The 23,294-nt window shown below is 53.4% G+C and carries 20 protein-coding genes; 19 read left to right on the plus strand and 1 reads right to left on the minus strand.

The features are described 5' to 3' along the window. Window positions 1–18: 18 nt before the first annotated feature. Window positions 19–813 (minus strand): type I methionyl aminopeptidase, encoded by a 795-nt coding sequence (gene map / locus AX755_RS07675; protein ID WP_013095652.1) that lies wholly within the window; start codon window positions 811–813, stop codon window positions 19–21. Between the two features lie 321 nt (window positions 814–1,134). Between map and rpsB the strand changes: the two genes are divergently transcribed. The 19 genes from rpsB to AX755_RS07770 all read left to right on the plus strand — a co-directional run bounded on the left by rpsB (window position 1,135) and on the right by AX755_RS07770 (window position 23,274). Beyond that, entirely contained in the window at window positions 1,135–1,860 is a 726-nt protein-coding gene (gene rpsB / locus AX755_RS07680) for a 30S ribosomal protein S2 (protein WP_013095653.1), read from the plus strand. Between the two features lie 117 nt (window positions 1,861–1,977). Next, entirely contained in the window at window positions 1,978–2,829 is an 852-nt protein-coding gene (gene tsf, locus AX755_RS07685; protein WP_008501911.1) for a translation elongation factor Ts, read from the plus strand. 151 nt (window positions 2,830–2,980) lie between these two features. After that, window positions 2,981–3,706, plus strand: a complete 726-nt coding sequence (gene pyrH, locus AX755_RS07690; protein ID WP_003856194.1) for a UMP kinase — start codon at window positions 2,981–2,983, stop codon at window positions 3,704–3,706. A gap of 167 nt (window positions 3,707–3,873) precedes the next feature. Beyond that, entirely contained in the window at window positions 3,874–4,431 is a 558-nt protein-coding gene (gene frr, locus AX755_RS07695; RefSeq protein WP_008501909.1) for a ribosome recycling factor, read from the plus strand. A 95-nt stretch (window positions 4,432–4,526) separates the two neighbouring features. Beyond that, window positions 4,527–5,726, plus strand: a complete 1,200-nt coding sequence (gene ispC, locus AX755_RS07700; RefSeq protein ID WP_029883816.1) for a 1-deoxy-D-xylulose-5-phosphate reductoisomerase — start codon at window positions 4,527–4,529, stop codon at window positions 5,724–5,726. A gap of 186 nt (window positions 5,727–5,912) precedes the next feature. Next, window positions 5,913–6,671 carry a (2E,6E)-farnesyl-diphosphate-specific ditrans,polycis-undecaprenyl-diphosphate synthase gene (ispU, locus tag AX755_RS07705; RefSeq protein WP_028028110.1) on the plus strand — a complete coding sequence of 253 codons (759 nt, stop codon included), beginning with the start codon at window positions 5,913–5,915 and terminating at the stop codon, window positions 6,669–6,671. Between the two features lie 12 nt (window positions 6,672–6,683). Beyond that, a complete protein-coding gene (cdsA, locus tag AX755_RS07710; RefSeq protein WP_013095657.1) occupies window positions 6,684–7,541 on the plus strand; it encodes a phosphatidate cytidylyltransferase in 858 nt (285 codons plus the stop codon). An 11-nt stretch (window positions 7,542–7,552) separates the two neighbouring features. Then, window positions 7,553–8,905 (plus strand): sigma E protease regulator RseP, encoded by a 1,353-nt coding sequence (gene rseP / locus AX755_RS07715; RefSeq protein ID WP_014830712.1) that lies wholly within the window; start codon window positions 7,553–7,555, stop codon window positions 8,903–8,905. Window positions 8,906–8,936: 31 nt separating this feature from the next. Further along, window positions 8,937–11,354, plus strand: a complete 2,418-nt coding sequence (gene bamA / locus AX755_RS07720) for an outer membrane protein assembly factor BamA (RefSeq protein ID WP_013095659.1) — start codon at window positions 8,937–8,939, stop codon at window positions 11,352–11,354. 122 nt (window positions 11,355–11,476) lie between these two features. Beyond that, window positions 11,477–11,971: a molecular chaperone Skp gene (gene skp / locus AX755_RS07725; RefSeq protein ID WP_013095660.1), complete on the plus strand. Its 495-nt coding sequence runs from the start codon at window positions 11,477–11,479 to the stop codon at window positions 11,969–11,971. Between the two features lie 3 nt (window positions 11,972–11,974). Then, window positions 11,975–13,000, plus strand: a complete 1,026-nt coding sequence (gene lpxD, locus AX755_RS07730) for a UDP-3-O-(3-hydroxymyristoyl)glucosamine N-acyltransferase (protein ID WP_013095661.1) — start codon at window positions 11,975–11,977, stop codon at window positions 12,998–13,000. Window positions 13,001–13,104: 104 nt separating this feature from the next. After that, entirely contained in the window at window positions 13,105–13,560 is a 456-nt protein-coding gene (gene fabZ, locus AX755_RS07735) for a 3-hydroxyacyl-ACP dehydratase FabZ (protein WP_010426706.1), read from the plus strand. A 3-nt stretch (window positions 13,561–13,563) separates the two neighbouring features. Continuing rightward, window positions 13,564–14,352, plus strand: a complete 789-nt coding sequence (gene lpxA / locus AX755_RS07740) for an acyl-ACP--UDP-N-acetylglucosamine O-acyltransferase (RefSeq protein WP_020688550.1) — start codon at window positions 13,564–13,566, stop codon at window positions 14,350–14,352. After that, complete coding sequence (lpxB, locus tag AX755_RS07745; RefSeq protein WP_062856559.1) at window positions 14,352–15,500, plus strand: lipid-A-disaccharide synthase; 1,149 nt, start codon at window positions 14,352–14,354, stop codon at window positions 15,498–15,500. Before lpxA ends, lpxB begins: the two co-directional genes overlap by 1 nt. Further along, window positions 15,497–16,093 carry a ribonuclease HII gene (gene rnhB / locus AX755_RS07750; RefSeq protein WP_013095664.1) on the plus strand — a complete coding sequence of 199 codons (597 nt, stop codon included), beginning with the start codon at window positions 15,497–15,499 and terminating at the stop codon, window positions 16,091–16,093. Before lpxB ends, rnhB begins: the two co-directional genes overlap by 4 nt. Window positions 16,094–16,131: 38 nt before the next feature. After that, window positions 16,132–19,614, plus strand: a complete 3,483-nt coding sequence (dnaE, locus tag AX755_RS07755) for a DNA polymerase III subunit alpha (protein ID WP_013095665.1) — start codon at window positions 16,132–16,134, stop codon at window positions 19,612–19,614. Window positions 19,615–19,626: 12 nt separating this feature from the next. Beyond that, window positions 19,627–20,586, plus strand: coding sequence for an acetyl-CoA carboxylase carboxyl transferase subunit alpha (accA, locus tag AX755_RS07760; protein ID WP_013095666.1), 960 nt, complete (start codon window positions 19,627–19,629; stop codon window positions 20,584–20,586). Between the two features lie 100 nt (window positions 20,587–20,686). Continuing rightward, window positions 20,687–22,819 carry a lysine decarboxylase LdcC gene (locus tag AX755_RS07765; RefSeq protein WP_029883819.1) on the plus strand — a complete coding sequence of 711 codons (2,133 nt, stop codon included), beginning with the start codon at window positions 20,687–20,689 and terminating at the stop codon, window positions 22,817–22,819. A 65-nt stretch (window positions 22,820–22,884) separates the two neighbouring features. Next, complete coding sequence (locus AX755_RS07770) at window positions 22,885–23,274, plus strand: VOC family protein (RefSeq protein WP_013095668.1); 390 nt, start codon at window positions 22,885–22,887, stop codon at window positions 23,272–23,274. Window positions 23,275–23,294: the final 20 nt, after the last annotated feature.

Genomic DNA, 23,294 nt, shown 5'->3' on the forward strand with positions numbered 1-23,294 from the left:
CATTTGCCGGCTTTTTTATCATTCATCGTGCGTCAGTATTGCCGGGATGGTGTCATCCTTGCGCAACGTCATAATTTCGCAGCCGTTGTCTGTTACCACAATAGTATGCTCGTACTGCGCAGACAAGCTTCTGTCTTTGGTTTTCACCGTCCAGCCATCTTTCATGGTACGGATACGGTAGTCACCCGCGTTGACCATCGGCTCGATGGTGAAGGTCATCCCTTTTTGCAGCACCACGCCGCCGTCATCCGCATCGTAGTGCAGAACCTGCGGCTCTTCGTGGAAGACGCGGCCAATGCCGTGACCACAATATTCGCGAACCACGGAGAAACCTTCCGCTTCGACAAACTTCTGGATAGCGGCACCAATGGTGCGCAGGCGAATGCCCGGTTTCACCATCTTCAGCGCCAGGTAGAGGCTCTCCTGCGTCACTTTACACAGGCGCTCACCCAGGATGGTTGGCTTGCCCACGATAAACATCTTCGAGGTGTCACCGTGGTAATCATCTTTAATGACGGTGACGTCGATGTTGACGATGTCGCCATCTTTCAGCAGTTTTTCGTCATCCGGAATACCGTGGCACACCACTTCATTTATAGAAATGCAGACGGATTTCGGGAAACCGTGGTAGCCGAGGCAGGCGGAGACCGCGTGCTGCTCGTTAACGATATAGTCGTTACAGATGCGGTCCAGTTCGCCGGTGCTGACGCCCGGTTTCACGAACGGCTCGATCATTTCCAGCACTTCCGCGGCCAGACGACCGGCGACGCGCATCTTTTCAATTTCTTCAGGGGTCTTAATAGAGATAGCCATGTAATCTGTCCATCGGTGTCGATTTTTTCGACAATACTAGTCTAAGTACCGTCAATGGTATCAGTCAGGCGCACCCCATGCCAAATTGAGAATCATTAACAGCACACTCAGCCAACAATTATTGGTTTCTGGTCGTGATTTGTGGTATAAAGCGCGCCGGACTTCCGATCCATCTCAGATACACAGGCTGGACGGGAGCGATATATCTCACTTTGTGTAACAACACACACGTATCGGCACATATTCCGGGGTGCCCTTCGGGGTCGGTAATATGGGATACGTGGAGGCATAACCCCAACTTTCAATATAGAGGTTTTAAACATGGCAACTGTTTCCATGCGCGACATGCTCAAGGCTGGTGTTCACTTCGGTCACCAGACCCGTTACTGGAACCCGAAAATGAAGCCTTTCATCTTCGGCGCGCGTAACAAAGTTCACATCATCAACCTTGAGAAAACTGTACCAATGTTCAACGAAGCCCTGGCTGAGCTGAACAAGATCGCTTCCCGTAAAGGTAAGATTCTGTTCGTTGGTACTAAGCGCGCTGCAAGCGAAGCTGTGAAAGATGCTGCTAACAGCTGCGACCAGTTCTTCGTGAACCATCGCTGGTTGGGCGGCATGCTGACCAACTGGAAAACTGTTCGTCAGTCCATCAAGCGCCTGAAAGATCTGGAAACCCAGTCTCAGGACGGTACTTTCGATAAGCTGACTAAGAAAGAAGCGCTGATGCGCACTCGTGAGCTGGACAAGCTGGAAAACAGCCTGGGCGGTATCAAAGATATGGGCGGCCTGCCAGACGCGCTGTTCGTAATCGATGCAGACCACGAGCACATCGCAATCAAAGAAGCTAACAACCTGGGTATCCCGGTATTCGCTATCGTTGATACCAACTCCGATCCGGACGGTGTTGACTTCGTTATCCCGGGTAACGACGACGCAATCCGTGCTGTTAGCCTGTACCTGAGCGCTGTAGCTGCTACCGTTCGTGAAGGCCGTTCCCAGGATCTGGCTTCTCAGGCGGAAGAAAGCTTCGTAGAAGCTGAATAATAAGGTTTCACCCCTTATTAGTACCGTGTATGAATAGGGGCCCATTATCGGCCCCTTTTTTCAATTTATACTGTTTGGCCGCAGGCCGGGCAGTTCACATCTCCCGAGGATTTAAGAATGGCTGAAATTACCGCATCCCTGGTAAAAGAGCTGCGCGAGCGTACTGGCGCAGGCATGATGGATTGCAAAAAAGCGCTGACTGAAGCGAACGGCGACATCGAGCTGGCAATCGAAAACATGCGTAAATCCGGTGCGATCAAAGCAGCTAAAAAAGCAGGCAACGTTGCTGCTGACGGCGTGATCATCACTAAAATCGATGGCAACTACGGCATCATTCTGGAAGTTAACTGCCAGACTGACTTCGTTGCTAAAGATGGTGGTTTCCAGGCATTTGCTAACAAGGTTCTGGACGCAGCTGTTGCTGGCAAAATCACTGACGTTGAAGTTCTGAAAGCACAGTTCGAAGAAGAACGTGTTGCGCTGGTTGCTAAAATCGGTGAGAACATCAACATCCGTCGCGTAGCGTCCCTGGAAGGCGACGTTCTGGGTTCTTACCAGCACGGTGCGCGTATCGGTGTTCTGGTTGCGGCTAAAGGCGCTGACGAAGAGCTGGTTAAACAGCTGGCAATGCACATCGCTGCAAGCAAACCTGAATTCGTTAAGCCAGAAGACGTGTCTGCTGAAGTGGTAGAGAAAGAGTACCAGGTTCAGCTGGACATCGCGATGCAGTCTGGTAAGCCAAAAGAAATCGCAGAGAAAATGGTTGAAGGCCGCATGAAGAAATTCACCGGCGAAGTTTCTCTGACTGGCCAGCCTTTCGTTATGGATCCAAGCAAATCCGTTGCTCAGCTGCTGAAAGAGCACAACGCTGACGTAACTGGCTTCATCCGCTTCGAAGTGGGCGAAGGCATCGAGAAAGTTGAGACTGACTTCGCAGCAGAAGTTGCTGCAATGTCCAAGCAGTCTTAATGATGAAAAAGGAGCCGCCTGAGGGCGGCTTCTTTTTGTCACCCGTCAGACGAAAATCAGACAGGATCCCGTATCGCTGTGCTGGTATGCGACTTACTATGTCGCCAGAATTAACCCCCATCTTAATCGTTGACAGTCTCAGGAAAGAAACATGGCTACCAATGCAAAACCCGTGTACAAACGCATTCTGCTTAAGCTGAGTGGCGAAGCGCTGCAGGGATCGGAAGGCTTCGGTATTGACGCAAGCATTCTCGACCGCATGGCACAGGAGATCAAAGAACTTGTCGAACTGGGTATTCAGGTCGGCGTGGTCATTGGCGGTGGCAACCTTTTCCGTGGTGCTGGTCTGGCGAAAGCGGGGATGAACCGCGTTGTGGGCGACCATATGGGTATGCTGGCAACCGTGATGAACGGTCTGGCAATGCGTGATGCGTTGCATCGTGCCTATGTGAATGCCCGCCTGATGTCCGCTATTCCTTTAAATGGCGTTTGCGATAACTACAGCTGGGCAGAAGCGATCAGCCTGCTGCGCAACAACCGCGTGGTGATCCTCTCCGCCGGTACGGGTAACCCGTTCTTTACAACCGATTCCGCTGCCTGCCTGCGCGGTATCGAAATCGAAGCCGATGTGGTGCTGAAAGCAACCAAAGTGGATGGCGTGTTTACCGCCGACCCGGCAAAAGATCCCTCTGCCACCATGTACGATCAGCTGTCCTACAGCGAAGTGCTGGAAAAAGAGCTGAAAGTGATGGATCTTGCCGCCTTCACGCTGGCTCGCGACCACAAACTGCCGATCCGTGTCTTCAATATGAATAAGCCTGGCGCACTGCGCCGCGTGGTCATGGGCGAAAAAGAAGGCACATTGATCACGGAATAATTTCCGTCGGCGATAAATACAGGTAAGATTCCGCTTTATTTTGAAGTGGTATCTTACCCGGACGCGCCATTGGCGTTGTCATGAATTAAACGCGACTATACTTAGCACACCTGTAGCACTGTGCTGGCGGATAGTCTGCCTGAGACAAGTTTTCAAGGATTCGTAACGTGATTAACGACATCAGAAAAGATGCTGAAGTACGCATGGAAAAATGCGTAGAAGCGTTCAAAACCCAAATCAGCAAAATCCGTACTGGCCGTGCTTCTCCAAGCCTGCTGGATGGCATCATCGTAGAGTACTACGGTACGCCTACCCCTCTGCGCCAGCTGGCGAGCGTGACCGTAGAAGATACCCGCACGCTGAAAATCAACGTGTTCGATCGCTCTATGGGCCCGGCGGTTGAGAAAGCGATCATGGCATCTGACCTCGGTCTGAACCCAAGCTCTGCGGGTGCTGATATCCGTGTTCCACTGCCTCCACTGACCGAAGAGCGTCGTAAAGACCTGATCAAAGTGGTGCGTGGCGAAGCTGAGCAGGGTCGTGTTTCCGTGCGTAACGTCCGTCGCGACGCTAACGATAAAGTGAAAGCGCTGCTGAAAGAAAAAGAGATCAGTGAAGATGACGATCGTCGTTCACAGGACGACATTCAGAAAATGACTGACGCTGCCATCAAGAAAATTGATGCGGCGCTGGCAGATAAAGAAGCGGAACTGATGCAGTTCTGATTTCTGTCTTACACTGATAAACGCCGTTCAGAGGGACTTCGGGTCTTGCTGGCGGCGTTTTGCTTTTATCTGGTCTAACTTTTTTCGGGCATCTCATGAAGCATTTAACTCTCCTTGGCTCAACCGGATCTATCGGTTGCAGCACTCTCGACGTTGTACGCCACAACCCTGCGCTTTACACCGTGACAGCACTGGTGGCCGGGAAGAATGTGCAGCGAATGGTCGAGCAGTGTCTGGAGTTTACGCCCCGCTATGCGGTAATGGATGACGAAGAGAGCGCCCGCCAGCTGAAAGCCGCTCTGCAAGAGAAGGGCAGTCGTACTGAGGTTCTGAGCGGGCAGCAGGCTGCCTGTGAGATGGCCGCGCTGGAGGAGGTCGATCAGGTGATGGCCGCCATTGTTGGCGCGGCTGGGTTGCTGCCGACGCTGGCCGCCATCGATGCTGGTAAAGATGTTCTGCTGGCGAATAAAGAGTCGCTGGTGACCTGCGGACGCCTGTTTATGGAGGCGGTTAAGCAGCGCGGAGCACGACTTTTGCCGGTCGACAGCGAGCACAACGCCATTTTTCAGAGTTTACCGCAACCTTTTCAGCAGAACCTGGGGTACGCTGACCTGGAGCAGAATGGGGTTGTATCGATTTTGCTTACCGGGTCTGGTGGCCCGTTCCGTGAAACGCCACTGTCTGAACTGAGCGCAATGACGCCGGATCAGGCGTGCCGTCATCCGAACTGGTCAATGGGGCGTAAGATCTCCGTTGACTCTGCCACTATGATGAACAAAGGTCTGGAATACATTGAAGCTCGCTGGCTGTTTAACGCGTCGGCGAAACAGATGGAAGTGCTGATCCACCCGCAATCGGTGATTCACTCGATGGTGCGCTATCAGGACGGCAGCGTGCTGGCACAGCTGGGAGAGCCGGATATGCGTACGCCAATTGCACATGCAATGGCATGGCCTGAACGCGTGAAATCTGGCGTGAAGCCACTCGATTTTTGCAAGCTGAGTTCGCTGACGTTCAGTGAACCTGACTACGATCGTTATCCGTGTCTTAAGCTTGCAATGAATGCCTTTGACCAGGGGCAGGCGGCGACGACGGCACTCAATGCAGCCAATGAAATTACCGTTGAAGCATTTCTGAATCAGCAGATCCGTTTCACCGATATCGCTATGCTGAATTTATCGGTACTGGAGTTGATGGATCTGCGCGAACCACAAAGCGTGGAAGAGGTGCTGGCGGTGGATGAGCAGGCTCGTATTATTGCGCGCAAACAGGTGACACGTCTCGCAAGCTGGTGATAAAGCAAGCACCAGTCGTCGTGCTATTTGTTAGCGTTGGGCTTCGGTGATATAGTCTGCGCCACCTGATCGCAGGTATTTGACTTTAAGTGGTCAGGTAAGCCGTGGTTTGACACGGCTTTTTTACGTATAGGCTTCAGTATTCCTGAGTACCGTTAAATCCTTTTCAGGGACTAAAAACGCGTTATGTTGTCTGCGAATCAACCAATAAGCGAAAACTTGCCAGCTCATGGCTGCCGTCATGTAGCAATCATCATGGATGGCAATGGCCGCTGGGCGAAAAGACAAGGGAAGATACGAGCCTTTGGGCATAAAGCTGGGGCGAAATCTGTTCGCCGCGCCGTCTCTTTTGCCGCCAATAACGGCATTGATGCGTTAACGCTCTATGCTTTTAGCAGTGAAAACTGGAATCGACCTGCGCAGGAAGTGACTGCGTTGATGGAACTGTTTGTGTGGGCGCTCGACAGCGAAGTAAAAAGCCTGCACCGCCACAACGTGCGCCTGCGTGTCATTGGCGAAACCAGTCGTTTTAACTCACGTTTGCAGGAACGGATTCGTAAAGCAGAAGCGCTGACTGAAAATAACACGGGTCTGACGCTGAATATCGCGGCGAATTACGGTGGACGCTGGGATATTATCCAGGGGGTTCGGCACCTGGCCGAACAGGTTCAGGAAGGGTTGTTGAGACCCGACCAAATTGATGAAGACGCGCTGAGCAAGCAAATCTGCATGAATGAACTGGCACCTGTGGATTTGGTAATTAGGACAGGGGGAGAACATCGCATAAGTAACTTTTTGCTGTGGCAAATTGCCTATGCCGAACTTTACTTTACGGATGTGCTTTGGCCCGATTTTGATGAACAAGACTTTGAAGGTGCGCTGCATGCCTTTGCCAATCGAGAGCGTCGTTTCGGCGGCACCGAGCCTGGTGGCGACAAAGCCTGATGGGGGTAGCTTTTGCTGAAGTATCGCCTGATTTCCGCTTTTGTATTAATACCCATTGTCATTGCGGCGCTGTTTTTACTGCCCCCGGTGGGATTTGCTATTGTCACGCTGGTGGTGTGTATGCTGGCCGCGTGGGAATGGGGACAGTTTAGCGGCTTTACGTCGCGCAGTCAGCGGGTATGGCTGGCGGTACTCTGTGGCTTGATCCTGGCCCTGATGCTGTTTACCTTGCCGGAATATCACCATGATATTCACCAACCACTGGTTGCCGGGTCCCTGTGGGTATCGTTGGCCTGGTGGATCGCTGCCCTTGTTTTGGTGCTTTTTTATCCAGGCTCCGCGGCGTTATGGCGCAATTCAAAAGTGCTGCGCCTTATATTTGGTCTTCTTACCATCGTGCCTTTTTTCTGGGGCATGGTGGCTCTGCGCGCCTGGCACTACGACGAAAACCATTACAGCGGTGCGATTTGGCTGCTTTATGTGATGATTCTGGTCTGGGGGGCTGACTCTGGGGCCTATATGTTTGGTAAACTGTTCGGCAAACATAAACTGGCTCCGAAGGTGTCGCCTGGTAAAACCTGGCAAGGATTCATCGGCGGCCTGTTTACGGCAGCGATTATCTCCTGGGGCTATGGCGTCTGGGCGAATCTGGACATTGCACCGTCAATACTGCTGGTGTGTTCGATTTTTGCCGCGCTGGCCTCGGTACTCGGTGATTTAACCGAAAGTATGTTCAAGCGAGAAGCAGGGATTAAGGACAGCGGACACCTGATTCCAGGGCATGGCGGGATACTGGATCGCATTGACAGCCTGACAGCGGCTGTTCCCGTGTTTGCTTGTCTGCTTTTACTGGTATTCGGGACGATTTAACGGAAGGTTTTATGCTGAGCATTCTCTGGAATCTGGCGGCGTTCATTGTTGCACTGGGTGTACTGATTACCGTGCATGAATTTGGCCATTTCTGGGTTGCTCGCCGTTGCGGTGTGCGCGTAGAGCGGTTCTCCATCGGTTTTGGCAAATCACTCTGGACGCGTACCGACCGTCACGGCACGGAATTTGTCATCGCCCTTATCCCGCTCGGTGGCTACGTCAAAATGCTCGACGAACGTGTTGAGCCTGTGGCCCCTGAGCTTCGACACAGCGCGTTTAACAACAAAACCGTTGGACAACGTGCCGCCATCATTGCTGCCGGACCGGTAGCCAATTTCATCTTTGCTATCTTCGCTTACTGGCTGGTGTTTATCATCGGCGTTCCGGGCGTGCGTCCGGTTGTCGGTGAAATCGCCCCCAATTCCATCGCGGCGAGTGCGCAAATTACGCCGGGGATGGAACTTAAAGCGATTGATGGTATCGAAACCCCTGATTGGGATGCCGTGCGACTGCAACTGGTAGCCAAAATCGGTGATGAGCAGACCACGGTCAGCGTGTCACCGTTTGGTTCTGACCAGCGACAGAATAAAGTGCTGGATTTGCGTCACTGGAGTTTCGAACCAGACAAAGAAGATCCCGTCTCTGCGCTGGGGATTCGCCCACGTGGTGCGCAGATCGAACCGATATTAGCCGAAGTTCAGGCAAATTCGGCGGCGAGCAAAGCGGGTTTGCAAGCTGGCGACAGGATCGTTAAAGTCGATGGTCAGCCATTAACACAGTGGATGACCTTTGTTACTCTGGTGCGCGATAATCCGGGTACGTCGCTCGCGCTGGAAGTTGAAAGGCAGGGTAGTCCACTCTCGCTGACGCTGATCCCGGATAGCAAATCGGTCGGCAAAAAGGCAGAAGGGTTTGCAGGCGTTGTGCCTAAAGTGATCCCGCTGCCTGATGAGTACAAGACAATACGCCAGTATGGGCCGTTTAGCGCCATCCTTGAAGCCACGGATAAAACATGGCAACTGATGAAGCTGACGGTAAACATGTTGGGGAAATTGATAACCGGTGATGTGAAACTGAACAACCTCAGTGGGCCAATTTCAATAGCTCAGGGGGCTGGGATGTCAGCGGAGTTCGGGGTGATTTACTATCTCATGTTTCTCGCGCTCATTAGCGTGAACCTTGGGATCATCAACCTGTTCCCGCTTCCCGTTTTAGACGGGGGTCATCTGCTGTTTTTAGCGATTGAAAAGCTAAAAGGCGGGCCGGTATCCGAGCGAGTTCAAGACTTTAGTTATCGCATTGGCTCGATTTTGCTGGTGCTGTTAATGGGGCTTGCACTTTTCAATGATTTCTCTCGGTTGTAAGAGAGTTAGTTAGGAAGAACGCATAATAACGATGGCGATGAAAAAGTTGCTCATAGCGTCGCTGCTGTTTAGCAGCGCCACCGTATACGGTGCTGACGGGTTCGTAGTGAAAGACATTCATTTCGAAGGCCTTCAGCGTGTCGCCGTTGGTGCGGCCCTCCTCAGTATGCCTGTGCGCCCCGGCGATACGGTTAATGATGATGACATCAGTAACACCATCCGTGCTCTGTTTGCCACCGGCAACTTTGAGGATGTCCGCGTCCTGCGCGATGGTGATACGCTGCTGGTTCAGGTAAAAGAACGTCCAACGATCGCCAGTATCACTTTCTCCGGTAACAAGTCGGTGAAAGATGACATGCTCAAGCAGAACCTTGAAGCATCCGGTGTTCGTGTGGGGGAATCTCTGGACCGCACCACCCTTTCAGACATTGAAAAAGGTCTGGAAGATTTCTATTACAGCGTCGGTAAGTACAGCGCCAGCGTGAAAGCGGTGGTGACTCCGCTGCCGCGTAACCGTGTTGACCTGAAGCTGGTCTTCCAGGAAGGCGTCTCGGCAAAGATCCAACAGATCAACATCGTCGGGAACCACGCGTTTACTACCGACGAACTGATCTCCACCTTCCAGCTGCGTGACGAAGTGCCGTGGTGGAACGTGGTGGGCGATCGCAAATACCAGAAACAGAAACTGGCGGGCGACCTCGAAACCCTGCGCAGCTACTATCTGGATCGCGGTTATGCCCGTTTCAACATCGACTCGACTCAGGTGAGTCTGACCCCGGACAAGAAAGGGATCTACATTACGATTAACATCACAGAAGGCGATCAGTACAAGCTTTCGGGTGTTGAAGTAAGTGGCAACCTGGCGGGGCATTCTGCCGAGATCGAATCGCTGACCAAAATTCAGCCAGGCGATCTGTACAGCGGTTCTAAAGTAACCAAAATGGAAGACGGCATTAAAAAGCTGCTCGGCCGTTATGGTTATGCCTATCCGCGTGTGCAAACTCAGCCGGAAATCAACGACGCGGATAAAACCGTTAAGCTTCACGTTAACGTTGATGCGGGCAACCGTTTCTACGTGCGTAAGATCCGCTTCGAAGGTAACGACACCTCCAAAGATTCCGTTCTGCGTCGCGAAATGCGCCAGATGGAAGGGGCATGGTTGGGTAGCGACCTCGTTGACCAGGGTAAAGAGCGTCTGAACCGTCTGGGCTATTTTGAAACGGTTGATACCGATACCCAGCGTGTGCCGGGCAGCCCGGACCAGGTTGATGTCGTGTACAAAGTGAAAGAGCGTAATACCGGTAGCTTTAACTTCGGTGTGGGCTACGGTACTGAAAGCGGCGTGAGCTTCCAGGTTGGCGTTCAGCAGGATAACTGGCTGGGTACGGGTTACTCGGTGGGTATCAACGGTACCAAAAACGACTACCAGACCTATTCTGAGTTCTCTGTCACTAACCCATACTTCACCGTTGACGGTGTGAGCCTGGGTGGTCGTATCTTCTATAACGACTTTAAAGCAGACGACGCGGATCTGTCCTCGTACACCAACAAGAGCTACGGTGTAGACGGTACGCTTGGATTCCCGGTTAACGAATACAACACCCTGCGTGCGGGCTTGGGTTACGTGCATAACGACCTGTCCAATATGCAACCGCAGGTGGCAATGTGGCGTTATCTCGACTCTATCGGCCAGTCGGCGAGCACCTCCAGCGATAACAACGGTTTTGCGGCGGATGACTTCACCTTCAACTACGGTTGGACGTATAACCGCCTTGACCGTGGTTACTTCCCAACGGAAGGTTCTCGTGTCAACCTGAATGGTAAAGTGACTATTCCTGGTTCTGATAACGAGTTCTACAAGTTAACGCTCGATACTGCCTCGTACTTCCCGATCGATGACGATCATAAGTGGGTGGTTCTGGGTCGTACCCGTTGGGGCTATGGCGATGGTTTAGGCGGCAAAGAGATGCCGTTCTATGAGAACTTCTACGCCGGTGGTTCCAGTACCGTTCGTGGCTTCCAGTCCAACAACATTGGTCCGAAAGCGGTTTATTACGGCGGTAATGACGAAGATAACTGCGCAAGCCGGGATCCAAAACAGGTTTGTAGCTCTGATGATGCGGTAGGCGGTAACGCCATGGCCGTGGCGAGCCTTGAGTTCATCACGCCAACGCCATTTATCAGTGATAAATACGCCAACTCAGTCCGTACGTCCTTCTTCTGGGATGCCGGTACCGTGTGGGATACCAACTGGGAGAACACTGCCCAGATGCGTGCGGCAGGTGTTCCAGACTACAGCGATCCGGGCAATATTCGCATGTCTGCAGGTATCGCATTACAATGGATGTCACCGCTGGGGCCGTTGGTCTTCTCTTACGCCCAGCCGTTTAAGAAATATGATGGAGATAAGTCGGAGCAATTCCAGTTTAACATTGGTAAAACCTGGTAATTCTCCGCGGCAAAGGAATGCGTTGGCAGTGTAGCGCTGACAACCGGCGATCGGTAAAACGATCGCCTTGCCACGCAAAGAACGGTACCTTCTGGTGCCAATGGGATGGTAAGGAGTTAATTGTGAAAAAGTGGTTATTAGCTGCAGGTCTCGGTTTAGCGATGGCAACCTCTGCTCAGGCAGCAGACAAAATTGCAATCGTCAACATGGGTAATTTGTTCCAGCAGGTTGCACAGAAAACTGGCGTTTCTGCGACTCTGGAAAACGAATTCAAAGGCCGTGCAAGCGAACTGCAGGGTATGGAAAACGATCTTCAGTCCAAAATGCAGCGTCTGCAGCGTGATGGTTCTACCATGAAATCAAGCGAGCGCAGCAAACTGGAAAAAGACGTAATGGCTCAGCGCCAGACGTTCTCCCAGAAAGCGCAGGCTTTCGAGCAGGATCGTCAGCGTCGTTCTAACGAAGAGCGTGGCAAGCTGGTGACTCGCATTCAGACTGCTGTTAAAGCAGTTGCTGCCGATCAGAACATCGATCTGGTTGTTGATGCGAACGCCGTTGCTTTCAACAGCAGCGATGTTAAAGACATCACCGCTGATGTTCTGAAACAGGTTAAATAAGTAATGCCTTCAATTCGACTGGCTGATTTAGCTCAGCAGTTGGATGCAGAATTACACGGTGATGGCGATATCGTCATCACCGCTGTTGCGTCCATGCAATCTGCTAAAGCTGGCAATATTACCTTCATGGTAAGCCCTAAGTACCGTGAACATCTGGCTCAATGCCAGGCGTCGGCTGTTGTTCTGACGCAGGACGATCTTCCGTTTGCCACTGGTGCGGCACTGGTAGTGAAAAATCCCTACCTGACGTATGCTCGCATGGCACAAATTCTTGATACCACGCCGCAGCCGGCGCAAAACATTGCTGCCAGTGCAGCAATCGATCCGACGGCTCAGCTGGGTAACAACGTAGCAGTCGGCGCAAATGCCGTGATCGAGTCTGGCGTCGTACTGGGCGATAACGTCGTCATCGGCCCGGGCTGCTTCGTTGGGAAAAACACAAAAATCGGCGCCGGGACCCGTTTGTGGGCCAATGTGTCCGTCTACCACGAAGTTGAAATCGGCGAAAATTGCCTCGTTCAGTCCAGCACAGTGATTGGTTCTGACGGTTTTGGCTACGCTAACGATCGTGGTAATTGGGTTAAGATCCCGCAACTTGGTCGCGTTATCATTGGCGATCGCGTTGAGATCGGAGCCTGCACCACCATTGACCGTGGTGCGCTTGACGACACCATTATCGGCAACGGTGTTATTATCGATAATCAGTGCCAGATTGCGCATAACGTTGTGATTGGCGACAATACCGCGGTTGCAGGTGGCGTCATCATGGCAGGCAGTCTGAAAATTGGCCGTTACTGCATGATTGGCGGTGCCAGCGTGATCAATGGTCATATGGAAATATGCGACAAGGTCACCGTGACGGGAATGGGCATGGTAATGCGTCCTATCACTGAGCCAGGCGTCTATTCCTCAGGCATCCCGCTGCAACCTAACAAGGTATGGCGTAAAACAGCAGCTCTGGTGATGAATATTGATGATATGAGCAAGCGACTCAAGTCCCTTGAGCGTAAGATCGATCAACAAGACTAAGCGTTCATCTTTTTAACGCTTAATTTCCCGGCCTGTCGGCTTTCTTTTAAACCGGCAGGCCGTGTTATTATTGCTAATCAGTACATTTTGACAGGAAGAGTATTTTGACTACCGACACTCATACTCTGCATATTGAAGAGATTTTAGAACTTCTGCCGCACCGCTACCCGTTTTTGCTGGTAGACCGTGTGCTGGATTTTGAAGAAGGTCGTTTTCTGCGCGCAGTGAAAAATGTCTCCGTTAACGAGCCATTCTTCCAGGGGCACTTCCCTGGTAAACCCATCTTCCCGGGTGTGTTGATCCTGGAAGCGATGGCACAAGCTACCGGTATTCTTGCGTTTAAAAGCGTAGGCAAACTGGAGCCGGGTGAACTGTACTACTTCGCGGGTATCGATGAAGCGCGCTTCAAGCGCCCTGTTGTGCCTGGTGATCAGATGATCATGGAAGTCACTTTTGAAAAAACGCGTCGTGGCCTGACTCGCTTTAAAGGCGTAGCGCTGGTTGACGGCAAAGTTGTTTGCGAAGCGACGATGATGTGTGCTCGTAGCCGGGAGTCCTGATACGTGATTGATAAATCTGCCTTTATTCATCCTACCGCTATTGTGGAAACCGGCGCCATTATTGGTGCTAATGTCCACATTGGCCCGTTCTGTATTGTTGGTCCCCATGTCGAAATTGGTGAGGGTACAGTACTGAAATCTCACGTTGTCGTGAATGGCCATACGACCATTGGCAGCAACAATGAGATCTATCAGTTCGCCTCCATCGGCGAAGTTAACCAGGATTTAAAATATGCTGGTGAGTCGACCCGTCTGGAAATTGGCGATCGTAACCGTATCCGCGAAAGCGTCACCATTCATCGTGGAACAGTACAGGGTGGTGGGTTGACGAAGGTGGGCAGCGATAACCTGTTTATGGTTAATGCGCACATCGCGCACGACTGTACCGTAGGTGACCGCTGTATTCTTGCCAACAACGCAACGCTGGCAGGACACGTATCGGTTGATGATTTCGCAATTATTGGCGGTATGACCGCAGTCCATCAGTTCTGCATCATTGGTGCACACGTGATGGTCGGCGGATGCTCCGGTGTGGCGCAGGACGTCCCACCGTATGTAATTGCGCAGGGCAACCATGCCACGCCATTCGGCGTGAACATCGAAGGCCTCAAGCGTCGTGGCTTTACTCGCGAAGCGATTACGGCTATCCGCAACGCGTATAAGTTACTGTACCGTAGCGGCAAAACGCTGGAAGAGGCGAAGCCGGAAATTGCCGAACTGGCGGAAAAGCACCCTGAAGTGAACGCGTTCATGGAATTCTTTGACCGTTCCACAAGGGGTCTGATTCGTTAATGGTCGACAGTCGTCCGATTACGATAGCCCTGGTCGCCGGAGAAACCTCCGGCGATATTCTTGGTGCCGGTCTTATCCGCGCGCTTAAGGTTCGCGTACCTGATGCTCGCTTTGTTGGCGTTGCAGGCCCGCTAATGCAGGCTGAAGGCTGCGAAGCCTGGTACGAAATGGAAGAGCTGGCCGTGATGGGCATTGTTGAGGTGCTGGGGCGACTGCGTCGTCTGCTGCATATCCGCGCCGATCTTACCCGCCGCTTCACCGAGCTCAAACCCGATGTCTTTGTCGGTATCGATGCGCCTGACTTCAACATTACCCTCGAAGGGAATCTGAAAAAGCAGGGCATTAAAACCATTCACTACGTCAGTCCGTCCGTCTGGGCGTGGCGACAGAAACGCGTTTTCAAAATCGGACGGTCAACCAATCTGGTGCTGGCTTTCCTGCCTTTCGAAAAGGCGTTTTACGACAAATTTAACGTTCCGTGCCGTTTTATCGGGCATACCATGGCGGATGCGATGCCGCTGGATCCGGATAAAAACGCAGCGCGTGACGTGCTGGGGATCCCTCACGATGCGCACTGTCTGGCTCTTCTGCCGGGTAGCCGTGGCGCAGAAGTAGAGATGCTTAGCGCGGACTTCCTGAAAACCGCGCAAATTCTGCGCGATACCTATCCCGATCTCGAAGTGGTTGTGCCGCTGGTGAACGCCAAGCGCCGCGAGCAGTTTGAGCGTATCAAAGCCGAGGTTGCACCGGATCTTCACATCCATCTGCTGGATGGAAAAGGCCGTGAGGCGATGGTTGCGAGCGACGCCGCGCTGCTGGCCTCCGGTACGGCAGCCCTGGAGTGCATGCTGGCGAAATGTCCGATGGTGGTAGGCTATCGCATGAAACCGTTCACCTTCTGGCTGGCCAAACGCCTGGTGAAGACGGAGTACGTTTCGCTGCCAAACCTGCTCGCCGGGCGTGAACTGGTGAAAGAGCTTCTGCAGGACGAATGTCAGCCTCAGGCGCTGGCCGATGCGCTGCTACCGCTGCTTGCCAACGGCAAGACCAGCCACCAGATGCATGATACGTTCCGCGAACTGCATCAGCAGATCCGCTGTAATGCCGATGAGCAAGCGGCTGATGCGGTGCTGGAGTTAGCAAGATGATGGAATTTATTTATCCTCACACCCACCTTGTTGCGGGTGTGGACGAAGTGGGCCGTGGCCCGTTAGTGGGCGCTGTTGTGACCGCGGCGGTGATCCTCGATCCGGCCCGTCCGATTATCGGGTTGAATGACTCCAAAAAGCTTTCAGAAAAGCGCCGACTGGCGTTATTTGATGAGATTCAGGAAAAAGCATTAGCCTGGAGCCTTGGGCGTGCTGAGCCGCATGAAATTGACGAGCTAAACATCCTGCATGCCACAATGCTGGCGATGCAGCGTGCGGTGGCGGGGCTGAAAATTGCCCCGGAGTATGTTCTTATTGACGGCAACCGTTGCCCTGCATTACCAGTGCCTTCCATGGCGGTAGTAAAAGGGGATAGCCGGGTCGCGGAAATCAGTGCGGCTTCTATTATTGCCAAAGTGACTCGCGATGCTGAAATGGCCGCGCTGGATCTCACTTACCCTCAGTATGGCTTCGCTCAGCATAAAGGGTATCCTACAGCCTTCCACCTGGAAAAGCTGGCTGAACATGGCGCAACCGAGCATCACCGGCGCAGTTTTGGCCCGGTGAAACGCGCGCTGGGACTGGTGTCCTGAATCAATACGCAAGCAATTAAGTAACGCGGAATCTGAAGATGGCTGAACCACGTTTCGTACACCTGCGGGTGCATAGCGACTACTCCATGATCGATGGGCTGGCGAAAACCGGGCCGCTGGTAAAAAAGGCGGCCTCACTGGGTATGCCTGCGCTGGCGATCACCGATTTTACCAACCTGTGTGGTCTGGTGAAGTTCTACGGAACGGCGCATGGCGCGGGGATGAAACCCATCGTCGGAGCTGATTTTCATGTGCAGAGCGAACTGCTCGGCGACGAAATGACGCAAATTTCCGTGTTAGCGATGAACAACACGGGTTATCAGAATCTCACCCTGCTTATCTCCAAAGCCTACCAGCGAGGCTACGGCGCCCTGGGGCCATGGATTGACCGGGACTGGCTGGCGGAGCTGAACGAAGGGTTATTGCTGATCTCCGGCGGCCGCATGGGTGATGTGGGCAAATGCCTGCTGCGCGGCAATAGTGCGCTGGTGGATCAGTGCGTATCATTCTATGAAGAGTACTTCCCGGATCGTTATTATCTGGAGCTGATCCGCACCGGCCGCCCGGATGAAGAGAGTTATCTCCATGCCGCTGTGGCGCTTGCGGAAGCGCGTGGGCTACCCGTGGTGGCAACCAACGATGTACGCTTCCTTGAGGCCGGGGATTTCGACGCTCACGAGATTCGCGTGGCGATCCATGATGGCTTCACCCTCGACGATCCGAAGCGCCCGCGTAATTATTCTGCTCAGCAGTACATGCGCAGCGAAGAGGAGATGTGTGAACTCTTCTCTGACATCCCGGAAGCGCTGGAAAACAGCGTTGAAATCGCCAAGCGCTGTAACGTTACCGTGCGTTTGGGTGAGTATTTCCTGCCGCAGTTCCCGACCGGGGAAATGACCACGGAAGACTTTCTGGTCATGAAATCCAAAGAAGGTCTGGAAGAACGTCTTGAATTCCTTTTCCCGGATGAAGAAGAGCGTAAAAAACGTCGTCCGGAATATGACGAGCGCCTGGATATTGAACTTCAGGTTATCAACCAGATGGGCTTCCCGGGCTACTTCCTGATCGTAATGGAGTTTATCCAGTGGTCGAAGGATAACGGCGTGCCGGTTGGTCCAGGACGTGGTTCCGGTGCCGGGTCACTGGTGGCCTATGCGCTTAAGATCACTGACCTCGATCCGCTGGAATTTGACCTGCTGTTCGAACGTTTCCTTAACCCGGAACGTGTCTCCATGCCCGACTTCGACGTCGACTTCTGTATGGAAAAACGTGACCAGGTTATTGAGCACGTGGCGGATATGTATGGCCGTGACGCGGTATCGCAGATCATTACCTTCGGTACGATGGCGGCGAAAGCGGTTATCCGCGACGTGGGCCGCGTGCTGGGGCATCCGTACGGCTTCGTCGATCGTATCTCTAAGCTGGTGCCGCCCGATCCGGGGATGACGCTGGCAAAAGCGTTTGAAGCCGAGCCGCAGCTGCCGGAAATCTACGAAGCTGACGAAGAAGTCAAAGCGCTGATCGACATGGCGCGTAAGCTGGAAGGCGTCACGCGTAACGCCGGTAAACACGCGGGTGGTGTGGTTATCGCCCCGACCAAAATTACCGACTTTGCGCCGCTCTATTGTGACGAAGCGGGGCAGCACCCGGTTACCCAGTTTGATAAGAACGACGTTGAATACGCCGGGCTGGTGAAGTTCGACTTCCTCGGTCTGCGTACGCTTACCATCATCAACTGGGCGCTGGAGATGATCAACGCCCGCCGCGAGAAGAACGGCGAGCCGCCGCTGGATATCGCGGCCATACCGCTGGATGACAAGAAAAGTTTCGACATGCTGCAGCGCTCGGAGACCACCGCGGTCTTCCAGCTTGAATCCCGTGGCATGAAAGATCTGATTAAACGTCTGCAGCCTGACTGCTTCGAAGATATGATCGCACTGGTGGCGCTGTTCCGTCCGGGACCGCTGCAGTCGGGGATGGTAGATAACTTTATCGACCGTAAGCATGGTCGGGAAGAGATTTCCTACCCGGACGTTCAGTGGCAGCACGAAAGCCTGAAGCCGGTACTGGAGCCAACCTACGGCATCATCCTGTATCAGGAACAGGTCATGCAGATTGCTCAGGTGCTCTCCGGCTATACCCTCGGCGGCGCGGATATGCTGCGTCGTGCAATGGGTAAGAAAAAGCCGGAGGAGATGGCCAAGCAGCGCTCTATTTTTGAAGATGGCGCGAAGAAAAACGGCATTGACGGCGAACTGGCAATGAAAATCTTCGACCTGGTGGAGAAATTCGCCGGGTACGGATTTAACAAATCGCACTCTGCCGCCTATGCTTTGGTGTCGTATCAAACCCTGTGGCTGAAGGCGCACTATCCCGCTGAATTTATGGCGGCGGTAATGACCGCCGATATGGATAACACCGAGAAGGTGGTTGGCCTGGTGGATGAGTGCTGGCGCATGGGACTGAAGATCCTGCCGCCGGACATTAACTCGGGTCTTTACCATTTCCACGTTAACGACGACGGGGAGATCGTGTACGGGATCGGCGCAATCAAAGGCGTAGGTGAAGGGCCGATCGAGGCGATCATCGAAGCGCGTAATAACGGTGGTTATTTCCGCGAGCTGTTTGATCTGTGCGCCCGCACCGATACCAAAAAACTGAACCGCCGCGTGCTGGAAAAACTGATCATGTCCGGCGCGTTCGACAGGCTGGGGCCGCACCGCGCCGCGCTGATGAACTCGCTTGGCGACGCGCTGAAAGCCGCGGATCAGCACGCAAAAGCGGAAGCCATTGGCCAGGCGGACATGTTCGGCGTACTGGCGGAAGAGCCAGAGCAGATCGAGCAGTCTTACGCCAGCTGTCTGCCGTGGCCAGAACAGGTGGTGCTGGATGGTGAGCGTGAAACGTTAGGCTTGTACCTGACGGGGCACCCGATCAATCAGTACATCAAAGAAATTGAGCGCTATGTCGGAGGCTACAGGCTGAAAGACATGCATCCGACAGAACGTGGTAAAATCACCACGGCTGCGGGGCTCGTGATTGCTGCAAGGGTTATGGTCACCAAGCGCGGCAATCGTATCGGCATCTGTACCCTGGATGACCGTTCCGGGCGTCTGGAGGTGATGTTATTCACCGACGCGCTGGATAAATACCAGCAATTGCTGGAAAAAGACCGCATACTTATCGTCAGCGGACAGGTCAGCTTTGATGACTTCAGCGGGGGGCTTAAAATGACCGCCCGCGAAGTGATGGACATTGACGAAGCCCGGGAAAAATATGCTCGCGGGCTTGCTATCTCGCTGACGGACAGGCAAATTGATGACCAGCTTTTAAACCGACTCCGTCAGTCTCTGGAACCCCACCGCTCGGGGACAATTCCAGTACATCTCTACTATCAGAGGGCGGATGCACGTGCGCGGTTGCGCTTTGGTGCAACGTGGCGTGTCTCTCCGAGCGATCGTTTACTGAACGATCTCCGTGGCCTCATTGGTTCGGAGCAGGTGGAACTGGAGTTTGACTAATACAGGAATACTATGAGTCTGAATTTCCTTGATTTCGAACAGCCGATTGCTGAGCTGGAAGCGAAAATCGATTCTCTGACAGCGGTAAGCCGTCAGGATGAAAAACTGGATATTAACATCGACGAAGAAGTGCATCGTCTGCGCGAGAAAAGCGTAGAACTGACGCGCAAAATCTTTGCCGATCTCGGCGCATGGCAGATCGCCCAGTTGGCGCGTCACCCACAGCGTCCGTACACCCTGGATTATGTCCGCCTGGCGTTTGACGAATTTGACGAACTGGCAGGCGACCGCGCTTACGCTGACGATAAAGCTATCGTCGGTGGTATCGCCCGTCTGGATGGACGTCCGGTGATGATCATTGGCCATCAGAAAGGCCGTGAAACCAAAGAGAAGATCCGTCGTAACTTTGGTATGCCGGCACCAGAAGGCTACCGTAAAGCCCTGCGTCTGATGGAGATGGCTGAGCGTTTCAATATGCCCATCATCACCTTTATCGACACCCCGGGTGCTTACCCAGGCGTGGGCGCGGAAGAGCGCGGTCAGTCTGAAGCCATCGCACGTAACCTGCGTGAGATGTCTCGCCTGAAGGTGCCTGTCATCTGTACCGTCATCGGTGAAGGTGGTTCCGGTGGTGCGCTGGCGATTGGCGTGGGCGATAAAGTGAATATGCTGCAGTACAGCACCTATTCCGTTATCTCTCCGGAAGGGTGTGCCTCTATCCTGTGGAAGAGCGCCGATAAAGCACCTCTGGCTGCAGAAGCGATGGGCATCATTGCCCCACGCCTGAAAGAGCTGAAGCTGATCGATACCGTCATCCCTGAACCTCTGGGTGGTGCGCATCGTAAGCCGGAAGTGATGGCCGCTTCCCTGAAAGCGCAGCTGCTGGCCGATCTGGCGGACCTGGATGTGCTGAGCAAAGAAGACCTGCTCAATCGTCGTTACCAGCGTCTGATGACCTACGGTTACGCGTAAGCTTCACAATTATCTGAAAAGCCGCACACTGTTGCGGCTTTTTTTATACCTGCGGTTTACCCTGGCTATGCTTAGCTAATGTTTTTTAAGGAGGAAGCCCGTGAATATTATTGCCATTATGGGGCCACACGGCGTCTTTTATAAAGATGAGCCCATCAAGGAGCTGGAGCAGGCCCTGCAGTCACGTGGCTATCAGCTGATCTGGCCGCACAACAGCGCTGACCTGCTGAAGTTCATTGAGCACAACCCGCGGATCTGTGGCGTGATCTTCGACTGGGATGAGTACGACCTGGAGCTGTGCAGCGATATCAACAAGCTGAATGAATATCTCCCGCTGTATGCGTTTATCAATACCCACTCGACCATGGACGTCAGTGCCCAGGATATGCGGATGGCGCTGTGGTTTTTCGAATACTCACTCGGCGTGGCCGAAGATATTGCGGCCCGCATTCAGCAATATACCGGCGAGTATCTGGATAACATCACGCCGCCGTTTACCCGGGCGCTGTTTACCTATGTGAAGGAAGGAAAGTACACCTTTTGCACGCCTGGTCATATGGCGGGGACGGCTTATCAAAAAAGCCCGGTTGGCTGTCTGTTTTATGATTTCTTCGGCGGCAACACCCTGAAAGCGGATGTGTCGATTTCGGTTACCGAGCTTGGCTCATTGCTGGATCACACCGGTCCACATCTGGAAGCCGAAGAGTACATTGCCCGCACCTTTGGGGCCGAGCAGAGCTATATGGTGACCAACGGTACGTCGACGTCAAACAAAATCGTCGGCATGTATGCCGCCCCGGCCGGAAGTACGTTACTCATCGACCGTAACTGCCATAAGTCGCTGGCGCATCTGCTGATGATGAGCGATGTCGTGCCGCTCTGGCTGTCACCCACGCGTAACGCGCTGGGGATCCTGGGGGGAATTCCGCGCCGTGAATTCACCCATTCAGCCATAGAAAATAAGGTGGCGGCGATCCCCGGCGCAAGCTGGCCGATCCACGCGGTGATCACCAACTCCACCTATGACGGATTGCTGTATAACACCAACTGGATCAAACAGACGCTGGATGTCCCCTCGATCCACTTTGATTCCGCGTGGGTGCCTTATACCAATTTCCACCCCATCTATGCGGGTAAAAGTGGAATGAGTGGCGAACGCGTGCCGGGCAAAGTGTTTTTCGAAACGCAATCGACGCACAAAATGCTGGCTGCGTTTTCCCAGGCCTCGCTTATCCATATCAAAGGTGAGTACGACGAAGAGACGTTTAACGAAGCGTTTATGATGCACACCACCACCTCACCAAGTTATCCGCTGGTGGCCTCCATTGAAACGGCTGCGGCGATGCTGCGCGGCAATCCGGGTAAACGTCTTATCAATCGCTCTGTGGAGCGCGCGCTGCATTTCCGCAAAGAGGTTCAGCGGTTAAAAGATGAGGCTGAGGGCTGGTTCTTTGATATCTGGCAGCCGGAAGAGATTGACGAGGCGGAGTGCTGGCCGGTCGCGCCGGGTGAAGAGTGGCACGGTTTCCGTGATGCCGATGCCGACCACATGTTCCTCGACCCGGTAAAAGTGACCATCCTGACGCCGGGCATGGATGAACAGGGTAACATGAGCGACGAAGGTATTCCGGCCGCGCTGGTGGCGAAATTCCTTGATGAGCGCGGCGTGGTGGTGGAGAAAACCGGACCGTATAACCTGTTGTTCCTGTTCAGCATTGGGATTGATAAAACCCGCGCGATGGGTCTGCTACGTGGGCTGATGGAGTTTAAGCGTGCGTACGATCTGAACCTGCGCGTGAAGAACATGCTGCCGGATCTCTATGCGGAGGATCCTGATTTTTATCGCAATATGCGTATACAGGATCTGGCCCAGGGGATCCACAAACTGATCCGCCAGCACGATCTGCCGCGCCTGATGCTGCAGGCGTTTGACGTCTTGCCTGAGATGAAACTGACGCCGCACAAAGCCTGGCAGCGACAGGTGAAAGGGGAGGTAGAAACTGTTGAGCTGGAAAATCTGGTGGGACGCGTCTCGGCCAATATGATCCTGCCTTATCCGCCGGGCGTACCGCTGCTGATGCCGGGAGAGATGATCACCGAAGAGAGCCGTGCGGTGCTCGATTTTCTGCTGATGCTCTGTTCTGTGGGGCGTCACTACCCGGGCTTCGAGACGGATATCCACGGTGCGAAACGTGATGAAAATGGGGTTTACTGGGTGCGAGTCCTAAAATAAAGGTGGCTGCTTGCCAGGGGCGGGTTTTCGGTTGTAACGTTCAGGCATCATAAAAAGGAGAAGCTATGCTGGGTTTAAAACAGGTTCATCATATTGCGATCATTGCCACCGATTACGCCAAAAGTAAGGCCTTTTATTGCGACATTCTGGGCTTTACGCTGTTAAGCGAGGCCTATCGTGTGGAGCGCGACTCCTGGAAAGGCGATCTGGCGTTAAACGGGCAGTATGTGATTGAACTGTTCTCTTTTCCTTTCCCGCCTGCGCGTCCGTCCCGTCCGGAAGCCTGCGGCCTGCGCCATCTGGCTTTTAGCGTGGATGATCTTGACCGTGCGGTAAAACATCTTGAAGAGCATGGCGTGAAGTGCGAAGCGATTCGTGTCGATCCGTTTACCGACAAGCGTTTTACTTTTTTCAACGATCCGGACGGTCTTCCGCTGGAGCTTTACCAGCAGTAAGCGCCATCCTGTGTGATAAT

Origin of the sequence: Enterobacter sp. SENG-6, assembly GCF_001605945.1 — a bacterium.
In the GTDB taxonomy this organism is placed as follows: domain Bacteria; phylum Pseudomonadota; class Gammaproteobacteria; order Enterobacterales; family Enterobacteriaceae; genus Enterobacter; species Enterobacter cloacae.

What these genes read in the sequence shown, in the direction of transcription:
- rseP (WP_014830712.1), top strand. Translation starts at nt 7,553, where the DNA reads ATGCTGAGCATTCTCTGGAATCTGGCGGCGTTCATTGTTGCACTGGGT.
- rpsB (WP_013095653.1), top strand. Translation starts at nt 1,135, where the DNA reads ATGGCAACTGTTTCCATGCGCGACATGCTCAAGGCTGGTGTTCACTTC.
- ispC (WP_029883816.1), top strand. Translation starts at nt 4,527, where the DNA reads ATGAAGCATTTAACTCTCCTTGGCTCAACCGGATCTATCGGTTGCAGC.
- accA (WP_013095666.1), top strand. Translation starts at nt 19,627, where the DNA reads ATGAGTCTGAATTTCCTTGATTTCGAACAGCCGATTGCTGAGCTGGAA.
- pyrH (WP_003856194.1), top strand. Translation starts at nt 2,981, where the DNA reads ATGGCTACCAATGCAAAACCCGTGTACAAACGCATTCTGCTTAAGCTG.
- rnhB (WP_013095664.1), top strand. Translation starts at nt 15,497, where the DNA reads ATGATGGAATTTATTTATCCTCACACCCACCTTGTTGCGGGTGTGGAC.
- ispU (WP_028028110.1), top strand. Translation starts at nt 5,913, where the DNA reads ATGTTGTCTGCGAATCAACCAATAAGCGAAAACTTGCCAGCTCATGGC.
- lpxB (WP_062856559.1), top strand. Translation starts at nt 14,352, where the DNA reads ATGGTCGACAGTCGTCCGATTACGATAGCCCTGGTCGCCGGAGAAACC.
- map (WP_013095652.1), bottom strand. Translation starts at nt 813, where the DNA reads ATGGCTATCTCTATTAAGACCCCTGAAGAAATTGAAAAGATGCGCGTC.
- tsf (WP_008501911.1), top strand. Translation starts at nt 1,978, where the DNA reads ATGGCTGAAATTACCGCATCCCTGGTAAAAGAGCTGCGCGAGCGTACT.
- AX755_RS07770 (WP_013095668.1), top strand. Translation starts at nt 22,885, where the DNA reads ATGCTGGGTTTAAAACAGGTTCATCATATTGCGATCATTGCCACCGAT.
- lpxD (WP_013095661.1), top strand. Translation starts at nt 11,975, where the DNA reads ATGCCTTCAATTCGACTGGCTGATTTAGCTCAGCAGTTGGATGCAGAA.
- bamA (WP_013095659.1), top strand. Translation starts at nt 8,937, where the DNA reads ATGGCGATGAAAAAGTTGCTCATAGCGTCGCTGCTGTTTAGCAGCGCC.
- dnaE (WP_013095665.1), top strand. Translation starts at nt 16,132, where the DNA reads ATGGCTGAACCACGTTTCGTACACCTGCGGGTGCATAGCGACTACTCC.